Annotated in this window: 15 protein-coding genes; 7 read left to right on the forward strand and 8 right to left on the reverse strand. The window is 37.8% G+C overall.

Annotated features, from left to right (window positions below):
- Window positions 1-2 precede the first annotated feature (2 nt).
- Both D8M05_RS09045 and D8M05_RS09050 read left to right on the forward strand, forming a co-directional pair.
- On the forward strand, window positions 3-1,076 hold the full coding sequence (locus D8M05_RS09045; protein WP_121130906.1) for an AbrB family transcriptional regulator: 1,074 nt from the start codon (window positions 3-5) through the stop codon (window positions 1,074-1,076).
- 24 nt (window positions 1,077-1,100) lie between these two features.
- On the forward strand, window positions 1,101-1,628 hold the full coding sequence (locus D8M05_RS09050) for a hypothetical protein (protein ID WP_121130909.1): 528 nt from the start codon (window positions 1,101-1,103) through the stop codon (window positions 1,626-1,628).
- Here the strand turns inward: D8M05_RS09050 and recQ are convergent.
- Window positions 1,620-3,770, reverse strand: coding sequence for a DNA helicase RecQ (gene recQ, locus D8M05_RS09055; RefSeq protein ID WP_121130912.1), 2,151 nt, complete (start codon window positions 3,768-3,770; stop codon window positions 1,620-1,622). The genes D8M05_RS09050 and recQ overlap by 9 nt on opposite strands.
- Window positions 3,771-4,127: 357 nt before the next feature.
- Between recQ and D8M05_RS09060 the strand changes: the two genes are divergently transcribed.
- Entirely contained in the window at window positions 4,128-5,984 is a 1,857-nt protein-coding gene (locus tag D8M05_RS09060; RefSeq protein ID WP_121130915.1) for a cation:proton antiporter, read from the forward strand.
- A 684-nt stretch (window positions 5,985-6,668) separates the two neighbouring features.
- On the opposite strand, the gene D8M05_RS09065 is transcribed toward D8M05_RS09060, so the two are convergent.
- The 4 genes from D8M05_RS09065 to D8M05_RS09080 form a co-directional block, all read right to left on the reverse strand.
- Complete coding sequence (locus D8M05_RS09065) at window positions 6,669-7,115, reverse strand: GNAT family N-acetyltransferase (RefSeq protein WP_121130918.1); 447 nt, start codon at window positions 7,113-7,115, stop codon at window positions 6,669-6,671.
- Between the two features lie 63 nt (window positions 7,116-7,178).
- Window positions 7,179-7,370 carry a helix-turn-helix transcriptional regulator gene (locus D8M05_RS09070; protein WP_121130921.1) on the reverse strand — a complete coding sequence of 64 codons (192 nt, stop codon included), beginning with the start codon at window positions 7,368-7,370 and terminating at the stop codon, window positions 7,179-7,181.
- Window positions 7,371-7,676, reverse strand: a complete 306-nt coding sequence (locus D8M05_RS09075) for a hypothetical protein (protein WP_121130924.1) — start codon at window positions 7,674-7,676, stop codon at window positions 7,371-7,373.
- A 181-nt stretch (window positions 7,677-7,857) separates the two neighbouring features.
- Window positions 7,858-8,037 (reverse strand): SE1832 family protein, encoded by a 180-nt coding sequence (locus D8M05_RS09080; RefSeq protein ID WP_121130927.1) that lies wholly within the window; start codon window positions 8,035-8,037, stop codon window positions 7,858-7,860.
- Window positions 8,038-8,126: 89 nt separating this feature from the next.
- Here D8M05_RS09080 and D8M05_RS09085 point away from each other — a divergent pair, with 89 nt between their 5' ends.
- On the forward strand, window positions 8,127-8,966 hold the full coding sequence (locus D8M05_RS09085; RefSeq protein ID WP_121130930.1) for a GNAT family N-acetyltransferase: 840 nt from the start codon (window positions 8,127-8,129) through the stop codon (window positions 8,964-8,966).
- Between the two features lie 218 nt (window positions 8,967-9,184).
- On the opposite strand, the gene D8M05_RS09090 is transcribed toward D8M05_RS09085, so the two are convergent.
- Together D8M05_RS09090 and D8M05_RS09095 are read right to left on the reverse strand one after the other, a co-directional pair.
- A complete protein-coding gene (locus D8M05_RS09090; protein WP_121130933.1) occupies window positions 9,185-9,628 on the reverse strand; it encodes a GNAT family N-acetyltransferase in 444 nt (147 codons plus the stop codon).
- 144 nt (window positions 9,629-9,772) lie between these two features.
- The gene (locus D8M05_RS09095) at window positions 9,773-10,879 is read right to left on the reverse strand and encodes an AI-2E family transporter (RefSeq protein WP_379543711.1); all 1,107 of its coding nucleotides are present in this window, start codon (window positions 10,877-10,879) and stop codon (window positions 9,773-9,775) included.
- Between the two features lie 176 nt (window positions 10,880-11,055).
- On the opposite strand from D8M05_RS09095, the gene D8M05_RS09100 reads away from it, so the two are divergent.
- The 3 genes from D8M05_RS09100 to D8M05_RS09110 all read left to right on the forward strand — a co-directional run bounded on the left by D8M05_RS09100 (window position 11,056) and on the right by D8M05_RS09110 (window position 14,298).
- A complete protein-coding gene (locus D8M05_RS09100) occupies window positions 11,056-12,795 on the forward strand; it encodes a phospho-sugar mutase (RefSeq protein WP_121130938.1) in 1,740 nt (579 codons plus the stop codon).
- Window positions 12,796-13,062: 267 nt separating this feature from the next.
- Entirely contained in the window at window positions 13,063-13,869 is an 807-nt protein-coding gene (locus D8M05_RS09105) for a TerC family protein (RefSeq protein WP_121130941.1), read from the forward strand.
- A gap of 66 nt (window positions 13,870-13,935) precedes the next feature.
- Window positions 13,936-14,298: a DUF488 domain-containing protein gene (locus tag D8M05_RS09110; protein ID WP_121130944.1), complete on the forward strand. Its 363-nt coding sequence runs from the start codon at window positions 13,936-13,938 to the stop codon at window positions 14,296-14,298.
- A gap of 160 nt (window positions 14,299-14,458) precedes the next feature.
- On the opposite strand, the gene D8M05_RS20905 is transcribed toward D8M05_RS09110, so the two are convergent.
- The coding region (locus D8M05_RS20905) for an IS3 family transposase (protein WP_147405168.1) at window positions 14,459-14,548 on the reverse strand (90 nt) is incomplete at its 5' end.

Here is a 14,548-nt window from a genome sequence, read left to right on the forward strand (position 1 = left end):
AAATGGTGGACTCTAAAGTCGTGCGATTCCTTATAACAATCATGATTGCTTCTGCTGGTGGATATTTGTTTTATCTAATCAACTTTCCACTCCCATGGGTTCTTGGTTCCCTAACATTTGTCATGCTTTATCAGGGGATAACAAATAAGGAGGCATTGTTACCAATCTCAGTCAGAAATGGTGGCTTCTTAATTCTTGGCTTATATTTTGGGCTATATTTTACAAAGGACACGTTCACAACGATTGTTCCGTACGTAATCCCATACCTCTTATTAACTATTTTACTTATTTTGATCAGTATCTTTCTTGGTGCACTTGTTTCTAAATGGATTCATGTTGACAAAATGACAAGCATATTTTCAAGTATTCCTGGTGGTTTATCAGAAATGGCAATTGCTAGTGAGGCGATGAAAGCGAATGCCGCCTTAGTTGTTATTTTCCATACGGTAAGATTAATCACCGTGCTATTTACGATTCCAACCTTCTTAACCTTTTTGTTTGTGGAGGAAAGGCAGGTAGGGGGGATAATTGAAACAAGTGGGCTTGAAACAAGTATCTGGAATAACCTGTGGTTTGTAATTCCCATCTTAGCTGCGCTATTTTTGAAAAATCGAATACCAGCAGGGATTATTATCGGTGCTTTAGGTGTAACTGCTATGATGAATGTGAGTCCGATTGATTTACCCTCCATCTCACCATTCTTAATGAATGCAGCTCAAATTGCTGTTGGTGCTGGACTTGGTAAAAATATTTTGTTCCGTGATTTAAAAGTTGGTGGTAAATATACGCTTGTCTATTTCTCCATATCGATTACAGTAATCATTATTTCCTTTGGTATGGGTGCATTGCTGGCGACTGTTACATCATTAGATTACCAGACAGCTATTTTAGGAATGGCTCCAGGTGGTTTCTTTGAGATGGTATTAACCTCTTATAATATCGGAGGAGACCCTGCGATTGTTAGTGCTTTTCAATTGATGCGGATTTTATTAATCGTTATATGTGTTCCATCAGGACTGAAATGGTGGTTTAGTAGATATGGGGGAGAGCAAATAAAGTTATCTAGTGAGGGATAGGGCCCATGAAGTGGAAGCGGGTTTATGCGCCAAGACTTGATTTATACTGAGAAGAGAGGAAATATCCCGAGAAGAGAGGAAATATCCCGAGAAGAGAGGAAATATCCCGAGAAGAGAGGAAATATCCCGAGAAGAGAGGAAATATCCCGAGAAGAGAGGAAATATCCCGAGAAGAGAGGGAATATCCTGAGAAGAGAGTATATATCCCGAGAAGAGAGTATATATCCCGAGAAGAGAGGAAATATCCCGAGAAGAGAGGAAATATCCCGAGAAGAGAGGAAATATCCCGAGAAGAGAGTATATATCCGTAGAAGGGAGTATATATCCCGAGAAGAGAGGAAATATCCTGAGAAGAGAGTATATATCCCGAGAAGAGAGGGAATATCCCGAGAAGAGAGGAAATATCCTGAGAAGAGAGCATATATCCGTAGAAGAGACCAGATATCCCGAGAAGGGCGCAAATATCCCGAGAAGCGCCCAGCCCAGCTCAGCAGCTCCCAACAAAAACCGCCTCACAATTTAACAGAGGCGGAAACATTCAATCTACATTAATTCATTTTTAACTAAAACGGCTTTTATTTTCGTATAATCAAATCCATCTGGCAACGCTTCTTTCAACGGCTTCAAGCGGGGCTCGTCCAATTCTTTATGGGCTGCGAGAACTCCAGCTTCTTCTTCCTCATTGAAAAAGATCTCCCATGCAATGGCATATCCATCTTTATATGCCTTAAAAATATGACTTTCAATCGTTTGCTGCGTCATTTCTCGAATATCAGCAATCTCTTTTAGTGATTTTCCAGATTGGAACATCTGATAACTCGTTACATGGCTTGGCCCGCTTTCCTCAGACTTTCTTTGTTTTGGCATTGGTGAAGGAGTGGAGATGTCGCCGATTTTGATTCTTCGCTTCACATCCGGATTTTCCGTGCGCCACTTAAGTATTTCCTCAAGGAATACATCACCGTACTGTTCATATTTCTTCTCACCAATACCTTTAATCGCAAGCATATCCTCTTTTGTGCTAGGTACATACCTACTAAGTTCCCTTAGTGTTGCATCAGAGAAAAGAACATATGGTGGTACATTTTTTTCATCGGCAATCTCTTTTCGTAATACCCGTAAGTTTGTAAATAGCTCTTCATAGTAATCTGCTTCTTCACTAGCTGGAATGGTTGCCGTGAACATTTCGACGCGACGTTTCCCTTTTAATACGTCAACAGAATTTTGGTTTAATTTTAACGTGGGAAACTTTCCTTCTGCCGTGCCTAAGAGTTTTTCAGCTATTAAGAAATGGATATGTTCTGTAAGTTCTTTTTCCGTATATGCTGACATGATGCCATAGGTAGTGAGTTTATTTAATCCAAAATCTTTTATTTTCTTATCTCTGGAGCCTTTTAGCACTTTAGCAGTCATCCCAACGCCAAAGCGTTCATCCATGCGTTTTACACAGGATAAAATTTTCTGTGCTTCTTCTGTTATATCCGTTTTTTCCTGACGCTCCACACAGTTACTGCAACGACCACAGGTGGATTGATGGGACGTGCGATCATCAAAGTAATCCAGAATAAACGATTGTAGGCAGCTGTGTGTGTGGCAATAGTTAATCATTTCCTGGAGTTTCCGGTATTCATTTTGTTTGGAGGACTCGTCCATCATTGACTGCTCAATCAGAAACTTTTGTAATTGAACATCTTGCGGAGAAAATAGGAGAATACAATCGCTAGGTTCTCCGTCTCGTCCCGCTCTTCCTGCTTCTTGATAATAGGATTCAATATTCATTGGCATCGCATAATGGATGACATACCGAACGTTTGACTTATCAATTCCCATTCCAAATGCGTTGGTTGCGATCATCATTGTTTTTTCGTCATGGATAAATGCCGATTGTGCTTGCTTTCTTTCGTTTTCAGACATTCCGGCATGGTATTTGGAAACGGAGACACCCCTTCTAGTAAGTTGCTCATATAAACTATCGGCTTGCTTACGTGTAGCTGTATAGATAATCCCTGATTCATCACGATGTTCGTCAAGGAATGCCCGAATATAACTTGTTTTATCCTTTCCTTTGACAAGATGGAAAGAGAGATTTTCACGTTCAAACCCTGTGTTAATGACGTGATTAATCTGCAACAATTCTTGAATGTCAGTTATGACTTCTTCCGTAGCTGTAGCAGTTAAGGCAACAAACACAGGGATATTTGGTATTTGTTTTAAATTTGGAACGATTGATCGGTAGCTTGGACGAAAATCATGCCCCCACTGGGAGATACAATGTGCCTCATCGAATGCGACAAGGGCAATCTGAATGCTGCGTATTGTATGCATAAAGGTACTAGATTCAAATCGTTCTGGAGCCACATAAACGAATTTATACCTGCCCAAAGCGACATCATGTAATCGGCTTTGTTGTTCACTTGGTGAAAGGGAACTATTAATATATGTAGCGGCTATGCCTAAAGAAACTAAAGCATCTACCTGGTCTTTCATAAGTGAGATTAATGGGGAGATTATGATTGCCGTACCATCCATGGATAATCCAGGGATCTGATAGCATAGGGATTTACCACCACCAGTGGGCATGACGGCAAGCGTATTATTTAAGTTGATAATATGGTTGATTGTTTCTTCTTGTCCAGGACGGAATGTTTCATAGCCAAAATAGGTTTGTAGAATTTTTTCTTCTTTTACTAACATGAGGGGAGTCCTCCTTTTTCCAAAGTAACTGTGTATTCGTATCTCATCCGATTGGAACTTTCCTTTTATCCTACCATAAATTACTCTGTTTTGGTTTCTTAAGGATGATTTCCAGAATGTTAATATAACATCATAGTAATGAGCCTTTTACGTCCCTTTGTTTTATTTGCTCTTATCCAGTTTGAAATCGTGAATTTAACAGCTTTAGAAGTGATTTACATATTAAGCGCTTTGACCATCAGCACTGTATTTTTAATGATGGTAATTATTGCAAAAAAAATAGTAACGCGTAATTAATTTACATTCACCCCCATCATCTATAAAATACTCTTATAAACTTTTGTTAGGGGGGATGGGATGGTTCCTTCATTACTATTCGAAATTACATTGATCGGTATATTAGGCATTGGTTCACAATGGGTGGCGTGGCGATATCGCCTTCCAGCAATTGTGGTTATGGCAATTACTGGTTTACTTGTTGGACCAATCTTTGGAATTATGAATCCTGAAGAAGACTTTGGGGACTTATTTAGCCCGATTATATCTGTTGCAGTTGCAATCATTCTGTTTGAAGGTAGTCTAAATTTGAGTTTTAAAGAGCTTAGAGGGATTAGTAAACCTATTTTCAGGATATCTACCTTAGGGGCATTTATTGCATGGATAGCAGGTTCTTTAACTGCCCATTATGTTGCAGGATTATCGTGGGCTGTTGCATTTGTTATCGGCGGTCTGTTCATTGTAACAGGGCCAACCGTTATTATGCCTTTACTTAGACAGGCAAAGCTTAACCCTAGACCTGCGAAGGTACTGAAATGGGAAGGAATAATCGTTGACCCAATTGGTGCACTTCTTGCAGTTTTTGCATTTGAGATTATAACGGTAATCACTTCAGAAAATCCGAGTGGTATCCAATTAGTCCTATTCTTTGCTGCATCCATCTTTGCAATTATTTTGGGATGGGCACTTGGTAAGGGACTTGGGTGGATGTTTGAAACAGGGCATGTACCAGAATTTCTAAAGTCACCTGTTATTGTTGTCGTGGTAATCTTCTGCTTTACCGCTGCAGATATGATCATGCATGAGACAGGGCTATTATCCGTAACGGCTATGGGGATAACCCTTGCGAACATGGGAATAAGTTCCATTTCAGATATGCGTCATTTTAAGGAAAATGTTTCAGTACTACTCATTTCGGCAATCTTCATTATGTTAACAGCATCATTGGAAGTTGAAACATTACTACAAATTTTTAGTCCAAATATTATTGGGTATGTTTTATTGATGATGTTTGCTGTTAGACCGTTGTCGATATTCTTGTCTACGATTGGTACGGGATTATCGTTTAATGAAAAAGCACTACTTGGTTGGATTGCACCAAGGGGAATTGTGGCACTAACTGTATCAAGTTATTTTGCTGGTGTTCTTCTAAATGCAGGCTATGAAGATGCAGAAATTTTAACAACATTAACGTTTGCGCTAGTGTTTATCACTGTGCTTGCACACGGATTCTCTATTGGTTGGTTGGCTAGAAAATTAGGATTATCATCGGAAGGAAATCCAGGAGCGTTAATTATCGGTAGTAATAAATTTACCGTACAGTTAGCACAATCGTTGAAGAACTCCAATATTCCTGTTATGTTAGTCGATTCTTCTTGGGAAAATTTAAGCTTGGCGAGAAAACAAAATGTACCATTCTATCGCGGGGATATGCTGTCAGAACAAACAGAGCATATGCTAGATACAATCCCGTATGATTACTTGCTTGCTGTGACGGACGACAACGCCTATAATTCCCTGATATGTACAACTTTCTTGCCAGAGTATGGAAGAACGAATGTTTTTAAAGGAAGTCCATATACGCATTTTCAAGATGGATATTCTAGTGGAGTTGTATCGAAGGTCGGCGGTAGAATCCTATTTGATAAGAAATTCTCATTAGAAAATCTAATAGAGAAGATCGAGGATGGCTATGTCTTCAGGCAGACCATGCTTACTGAGAAATACGGATTAAAGCAATATTTGGATGATAAAGGTTCATCAACTGTTTTCTTATATTTAATTAAACCGTCGGGTGTGTTAAAGTTCTTCTCAGAAGAAATGCGAACTGTTCCAGCAGTGGGCGATAAGATTGTTAGCCTTACTCCACCGACTAAGGAAAAGGAAAAGATCAAGGCAAAATTAGATACGGTGCGGAATAATGATAGAAAAGAATAAATTTATGAGATAGAAAGAATACCTTTATTAGGTGCATAAGGATTAAATCGCAGGATGGGGCTGGGACAAAACGAAAACCTTCCAATCAAAAGACGAATATTATAGCATAGGAATCTCGGAATGTTAACTTTCTACAATTGAATGTTAATTCATAGTTGATATAAACTTCGGACTAATTTAATTCAGAATATCTTAAATCGGAGCAAGTCTCGCCGTCCGGGATCCCTCCGGGCGGATGCTTTCCGCGGGCACGGCCTCAGCCCTCCTCGCGGAAAAAACGCCGCTGCGGGGTCTTCGGACACGTGCTATTCCCGCAGGAGTCACCGCCCTCCACTCTCCCGGACTGGTTAGGTAGTACAATGCTTTTTGACTTTCCATATCGCAGGAGATAATGGTTAGTAACTTAAACTCAGTGGAGGAAACACACGTAGACTCCTGCAGGAGGAGAGGCCTAGATGAGACACCGTAGTGCGTCAGCACGAAGGGGGCTCATCAGCTGCGCGAAGTGTGTTTCCGGAACGACGTACTTCTCACTAAAGAAATCAACACTTTATACAAAGTCCTCCATTAATTTGAATTTAATGGAGGACTTAAACTTATAGTTCGGATTTTTCTTTACTAAATTTCTTTTGTCCCAGCCTCATCTTTCTATCCTTAAACACAAAACCACTAGCAACTACACTATTATAAAATTGTATACTTAAATAAAAGTTCTCCATTTGGATCTCTTTCATTCATGTAGTTAAATCCGATACTTTTATATAAATTATAAGCAGCTTCATTTTCCTCAATGATACTTAAATATATATGATTTACCCCAAATTCCTTTGAAACAATATCAATAAGTCCCATCATTGCTTTTCTTCCTAAACCTTTACTTTGGTATTTCTCATCAATCATTATTCTATCAATCCATGTATCTTTATTCGTTCCAAAAGAGCCGTACATAGCAAATCCAATAATATTTGCTTCATAATATATTGCTACTGGATGCCATTCTTGGTAAGTGTCAGCTTCTTGTAGACATTCATCAACAGATTCAATATATTTTTCTTGTCCGGGTTTTAATTTTATGCTCCTAACGATATATTCATTGGTATGATCAATATCTTTAAAATACACTTTACCCATGTTATTATCTATACTCCTATCGTAACATTTCAGCCGTTTTTAATAGATGTTATTATTAAGTGCTTATTTATTAATAAATAGCTCATCTACTGTGGTATCCAATACAGTGGCCATGTTAAAAGCTAATTGTAAAGTAGGGTCATATTTATCGTTTTCAATCGCATTTATCGTTTGTCTGGAAACCTTACAAAGTTTAGCCACTTCTTCTTGTGATAGCCCTGCTGATTTTCTTAATTCCCTAATACGATTCTTCATTTAACCACCGTATTTCTTCTTGGAAAATAGTAATGAGATTAAATATACAATAGAAATAGCTACAAGAAAGGTAAAGGGGTTCATACCCTCATAAGATTCATTTGTCCAGGCAGTTAAATAAACAGATTCAATTATTTCAATCAACGCTAAACCGATTGCAATTGTAAAAGCGTATGATTGGGCTTTCATTTTAATGAAATTTTTCCTTTCATCCCCCAACTTGGGTAATGACGCAAGAGTAATAACGATTAGTAGTACACAAATTGCTAAAGCAGCAAAAAATATAACAACTATCCAATCCATCATTTTCTTTCCTCCTAATTAAAATGTAAAAAGTATTTGACATTTAATATTGTATCAATATCTTTAAAATTGTCAAATACTTTTTACATATTAGTTCATTATTATTTTATTACGCTTTGGTTATAGCAAAAACTCGCCTAATTAGACGAGCTTTTACTGTTGGTTTATTGTAACCCTTTTCTTTTTAATCCAATGCATATAACTGCTTGTTCACCTCAGCAATTTCCTCTTCTAGTCGAATAAGCTGATTTTGGGCGGAAGATACTCTGCCCTTTACATACTCTAATTTGTCCAAGTCACTTTGAATTCGTACATAATCTGATTTTAACTCTGCTAATTTTGCTTCTAATTCTTTTTTCGTCAATCTGAATCACCTCTATGTATAGTTTAGCTCATAACACCTTTACAAAACAATAATATTCTTTATTATTGGAAGAAGAGGAGGCGAAATATATGAAAATTGCATTTTCACCGACGATTCATGATTATAGGGGAAAAGTCGAGAGTCTTTTGTTGAAAAAGGAAGCAAGCAATAATCTCATGCTTGGGTTAATGGATTATTTTAAAACAACGATTAGCAAAGATGTTTACTTTGGTTATGTCGAAGAAGATGGGGAAATCATTTATGCTTTTATGCAGACGCCTCCAAATAATTGGATTTTAGCGGATATAGATGTTGATCATCGCGTAATCGTACATATAGCAAATTTTTTATACAAAAAGGCGATAAAAGTACCAGGTGTTCTTGGGCCAGTTTCAAAAGCGGAAGTATTTGTGGGCGAATGGAAACAAAGAAAAAAAGTAGATGCAAAAGTCCATATGAATCAATTAATTTATCAGTTAGATGAAGTGAACGTACAAATTGATACGAATGGGCAAATGTTAAAAGCCACGAAAGCAGATCATCCCTTAGTGAAAAGTTGGTTAATTCACTTTGGAAAAGAAGCAAATGAAGCCATGACAGAAATTAAAGCGAGTCAAATGGCTACGAAATTCATTGAAAATGGAACGGCATTTTTATGGAATGTAGCTGGTATTCCAGTATCAATGGCTAATCAATCTAGAAAAACAAAAAACGGTGCAAGCATTAATGCCGTATATACGCCAGACGAGCATAAGCGAAATGGGTATGCAACAAACTTGGTAGCTGCTCTTAGTCAGAAATTACTACATGATGGTTTTGCTTTCTGCTCTTTATACACAGATAAGGCTAATCCAACATCAAATAGTATTTATAAGAAGATTGGTTATAATGAGGTTGGCTCATCCATTGTTTATCACTTTTATAACTAAATGGAGATCCGCTCATTTTATAAATGGATGCTTTTTCGAGTACAGAGCCTATTTTTAGTAACGTGAATGTACGTTTAAATACTGTATGTTGGAGTGAATGGTTTTTAGTAGATGGAAAATAATCAATTGAAAATGCCCCAGTAATAAACATTTTTCAGCTTTTACTGGAGCATTTTCGAATGTTAAAAAATAAAGTTTGGGTAGGCAATTGCCTATTATTATTTTTGAAGTTTTTTGTACATCACGATATGCGGGCCAATAGGTGGGTAATCAAAAATATCGCCATAAGCGTCAAAGCCTAATTTACGATAATATTCTTGAACAGCCGTTCTTCCTTTACACCAGATCAAATCATAGCCACGCGCTCGTATAATATTTTCCCCAAAGTCTACGATTGACCTTCCAGCACCTAATTTTCGAAATTCCTCAAGAGTAGCCATCTGTCTTAAGCGATATTGTCTTTCAATAGAGAAATCAGGAAGGTTTTCAACAACAAAGGATGCAACGCTTATTAGTTTTCCTTGATAAAACGCCCCAACATGAAATGTATGCGCTTCATGGTCTATTTCATATTTGGAGTCTTCAATGCTCTGGTTCGGCCGGAGTACGCGATGCCTAAGGCTATAGGTCATCTCTGGCTCGATTAAACGAACACCTAACATGATGATTCACGCTCCCCGTTTTGTGATTTTTAAACATTATAATAAAATCTCACCTAAAATGAGGTGAATTTATTTATGAATTGTAATGTCATCTTGTGTGCAACGGGCTGCTGTTTGGGAGCATCTAAAGAAAGCAATCTTTTATCATATTAAAGCATCTTCTTTCTTCTCTTTCGAGTTAACAAAGGTCTGATAAAGATGAACAATAATAGCCCGAACAACGGCATACACTGGTACAGCAAAAACAATTCCTAAGAAGCCAGCTATACTTCCTGCTGACACAACAACAGTCATTACGGTTAATGGATGTACATGTAATGCTTGCCCCATAACATTTGGTGAAATGAGGTTACTTTCAATTTGTTGTGCCACAATCATAATAATTGCTATCCAAAAGAAATTTATCGGATCCTGTAACGTACCTACAAGTAGTGCTGGAGTTACAGCAATGAATGGCCCTAAGTATGGAATAACATTCGTTAGCATACCAAATAAGGCAAGGAGTAATGCATAGTCTAAGTCGATAATTATATAACCGATATAGAGCATAACCCCTACACAGAAACTAACGAATAATTGACCCTGGATAAAGGAAGACAACACATTATCAATTTTTCCAAATAAACTGCGAATGTTTTCTGCTTTTTCTTTCTTAAATACTTGCAAAATAAATGGCAATAACTTTTCCCCATCTTTTAACATAAAGAAAAGGAAGAAGGGGATCATGACAAGTCCCATAGCAATGCTGATAACTTGCCCGATAAATCCACCAATAAATCCAAATAAATGATCCAATAGATTCTGAATATGTTCTGGAAGATTAGCAACAAAGTCCTCCACAGCGATAATTACCTGAGTAGGAATACTCGTATAATTTGCTTGCCAATAGAAGATGACATCCTCAACAACAGCAATCATGCCTGGAATACCATACATTAAATTGGTAATCTGATTTTGAATAATTGGCCAGATATACATAATAAATAATGTTAAAAGGGAAATTATAACTAAAAACACAAGAAGAATTCCCCAAATACGTCCTATCTTTAGTCGCTTTTCGAAAAACTGCAAGAGTGGTCTTGTTAAATAATAAAGTATACCTGCACCAATGAATGGAAAGGCAATCGCACCAATATATTTAAAGACTGGGATGAAGATGAAATTTGTATAGTAAATTAGTAAAATTAACAGAAACAATAAAATTAAGAACACTAAAACCTGAAACCAACGTTTTTGAACCAAGCCATTCACCACTTTCGATTATCTTTCTTACCCTTATTTTACCTATAAATCCTAATTATAGAAAGCGTAGATTAATAGTTTAACATTATTTTATCCAATAGACAGAGTTAGTAAACAGAATATCTAGAATCTAGGACAAAAGTGTGTTAAAATTTGAACATTGATTAGTGATGGAGGACATTGGAATGAGATCCTGGAAAGAAGTCTATCAAAGGTGGCATTCGTTTGAGCAACTAGATGAGCAGGTGCAACTTGAATTAAGGAAAATAAATGATACATCTTTATTAGAAGATGCTTTTTATAAGGAATTAACATTCGGTACTGGAGGAATACGTGGAGTATTAGGCCCAGGTACCAATCGAATGAATGTTTATACCGTACGGAAAGTCGTAGAAGGGTTAGCAAACTACTTGCCGTACCACCGAGTTAATGTAAAAGACCGTGGGGTTGTCATTGCCTATGACTCTAGGTATATGTCAAAGGAATTTGCGCTTGAGGCAGCTAGGGTACTAAGTGTTCATGGGATAAAGGCATATGTTTTTGAGTCATTACGCCCAACGCCACTCCTATCCTTTGCAGTACGTTATTTAGGTGCCGCATGTGGCATCATGATTACGGCTAGTCATAATCCACCAGAGTACAATGGGTTAAAGGTGTATAACGAAGACGGTGGTCAAATAACGCCAACTGAATCCGATCAAATAGTTGCTGCGATTAATGAAATAGAGGATGAGCTCACCGTTCCATTTCTGAATGATGAGGAACTGGCAGAAAGCGGGTTACTTCATTGGATTGGTAAGGAAATTGATAACGCTTATCTAGAGCGGATCAATTATATTTCTAGAATGGATCCGGCGAAACGCATGCAGGATAAGGATTTGCAAATTGTCTTTACACCATTACATGGGACGTCTTATGACCTTGTGACAAGTGCGCTCGAACAGATGCGTTTCTTAAATGTTCACGTTGTAACAGAACAGGCAATACCGGATCCAGATTTTTCTACCGTTGAATCGCCAAATCCTGAAGAACATCAGGCATTTGCGCTGGCTGAGGAACTTGGGGATAAGGTAGATGCTGATATTTTACTCGGTACAGACCCTGATGCTGACCGATTAGGAGTTGCAGTAAAAAACGGGTACGGAGAATTCCAAGTATTAACAGGCAACCAATTAGGATCCCTACTCTTAGATTATATATTAAGACATAGCAATCCGAATGTATATAAGAATGCAAAAATGATTAAAACAGTCGTTACAACCGAATTAGGTAGGGCAATTGCGGATTCGTACCATGTGGAAACGCTGGAAACGTTGACTGGATTTAAATATATTGGTGAGAAGATCCATCAATTTGATGCTTCAGGAGAAACGTTTATCTTTGGCTTTGAAGAAAGCTATGGTTATTTGGTTAGTGGATTTGTTAGGGACAAAGATGCTATACAAGCAGCAATTATAACTGCTGAAATGGCTTATTACTGGAAACAACGAGGGAAAACATTGTTTGATGCTTTACATGATCTTTACGAAACGCATGGTTTTTATTTAGAGGGAATGTCATCGCTAACCTTAAAAGGGAAAGAAGGCGCAAAACAAATTTCCTTTATTATGTCTGAAATCCGGAATATGGAGTTGACTAATGTAGCTGGCTTTAAGATGAAGGCAGTGGAAGACTATTTAACGAGTGAAAAGTTAAATCTTGAAGACAACAGCAAAGCTCCAATCGATTTACCAAAAGAAAACATGGTTAAATTGATGCTTGATGAAAAAGCTTGGGTATGTTTACGACCATCTGGAACAGAGCCAAAGCTAAAAACGTATTACGGTGTTTGTGGAAAGAATCGCAAAGATAGTGAAGAAAAATTAGCGAAATTAAAAGAAGCGATGGCAAACATTATGGATAAAATAATGACAGTAAAAGCATAGTCCTTATAAATTTGGAAAATATATGGATAGCTCAGGCAATCAGGTTCCGATTGACATATTTGCTAGTTACGTGTTTAAATAAAGAATACGATTCCTAAAGGGGAGTAGCTGTACAATTAAAGTCGTCATTACGAGATCCATATCTCCGGCTTAATTGGCAACGTACGTTGTTAGCGAGACCTTTACCGCCGTGCGAGCAGGTAAAGGTCTTTTTCTGTGGTCTTTTACCTGCTGGTGGGCCATTTTATTTTTTTAAGGAGAGAGGATATGGGTACAGAACTAATTATTGAGTACTTATGGGTATTAGTAGTGCTAGTTGCTCTTGAAGGGCTTCTTGCAGCAGACAATGCCTTAGTTTTAGCAATTATGGTAAGACATCTTCCAGAAGAACAACGGAAAAAGGCGCTATTTTATGGATTAGCTGGGGCACTTGTGCTTCGTATTGGTTCATTGTTTATCATTTCGTTTCTTGTTGATGTATGGCAAGTTCAAGCACTTGGTGCAGCCTACTTATTATTCATGTCATTCAAGAACCTGTATGACCGGCTCAAGCCGAAGAAACCAGATGATGAAGAAGATAGTAAGGAGAAAGTTAGAGATAATGAGGTTCATAAAGCTTCACCGAAAGAATTCTGGTGGACGGTTGCTAAAGTGGAATTCGCCGACCTTGCATTTGCGGTAGACTCCATCTTAGCAGCGGTTGCGCTTGCTGTAGCTCTACCACCAAGTGAATTAGGTACAATTGGTAGCCTTGATTCAGCTCAGTTCTTCGTTGTATTTGCTGGTGGGATGATTGGTGTTATTATCATGCGATTTGCAGCAAATATCTTCGTTGACTTGCTTCATAAACGTCCAGGCCTTGAGATAGCAGCCTTTGTTATTGTTGGTTGGGTTGGTGTGAAACTCTTAGTCATGGTATTAGCTCATCCTGATATTGCTTGGATACCGCATGAATTCCCACATTCAACATTATGGAAGTCTATTTTCTATAGTGTATTAGTATTAACAGCGGTACTTGGATGGTTTGTTTCGGGTCCAAAAGGGGAAGAAGAAAAAGAGCGTGCTAGGGAATAGTTTATGTAAAAAGCAATCACTGTTACACTGGTGGTTGCTTTTTGCTTTCGGTGAGGAGGGATTTAGTTGTCAGTAAAGATAAAGCGAATATACAGTGCGGTAGAAGAAAATGATGGTATACGAATTTTGGTTGATCGGATTTGGCCAAGAGGTATTTCAAAAGAGCAGGCAAAACTAGACGATTGGATGAAAGAAATTGCTCCATCTACCGAGTTAAGAAAATTTTTTAACCATGAGCAAGACAAGTTTGCCGAATTTAAGGAGAAATATAAAGAGGAACTTCAAAGTAATGAGAAAAGGCAAGAATTAGAGGAATTGATTAACATTGTAAAGGAAAAACCTACTGTTACTTTATTATTTGCTGCAAAGGATGAGGTGCACAATCAAGCGGTGGTTTTGAAAGAAATAATAGAGGACGAGGTGAAATAGTTTACCTGAAATTATCAAATAGAAAGGTTCACTCCGCTTAATTTGTTGCTTTTTATAATTAGCAATTTGTATAGACAGCGCAGTAAGATGAGATAGTACTCGTCCTACCGTTCCGACAATTCACTTCAGTTTGGTGTGACCCCCAATAGTTGGAGTTTTATTAAGCAACGATTAGATCGGTATGAATTCGGTATTGAACTGGGCTCATACCGATCAATCTTCCTTTAATTCGTTGGTTATTGTAATAATA

Origin of the sequence: Oceanobacillus bengalensis (assembly GCF_003628445.1) — a bacterium.
Taxonomy (GTDB): domain Bacteria; phylum Bacillota; class Bacilli; order Bacillales; family Amphibacillaceae; genus Oceanobacillus; species Oceanobacillus bengalensis.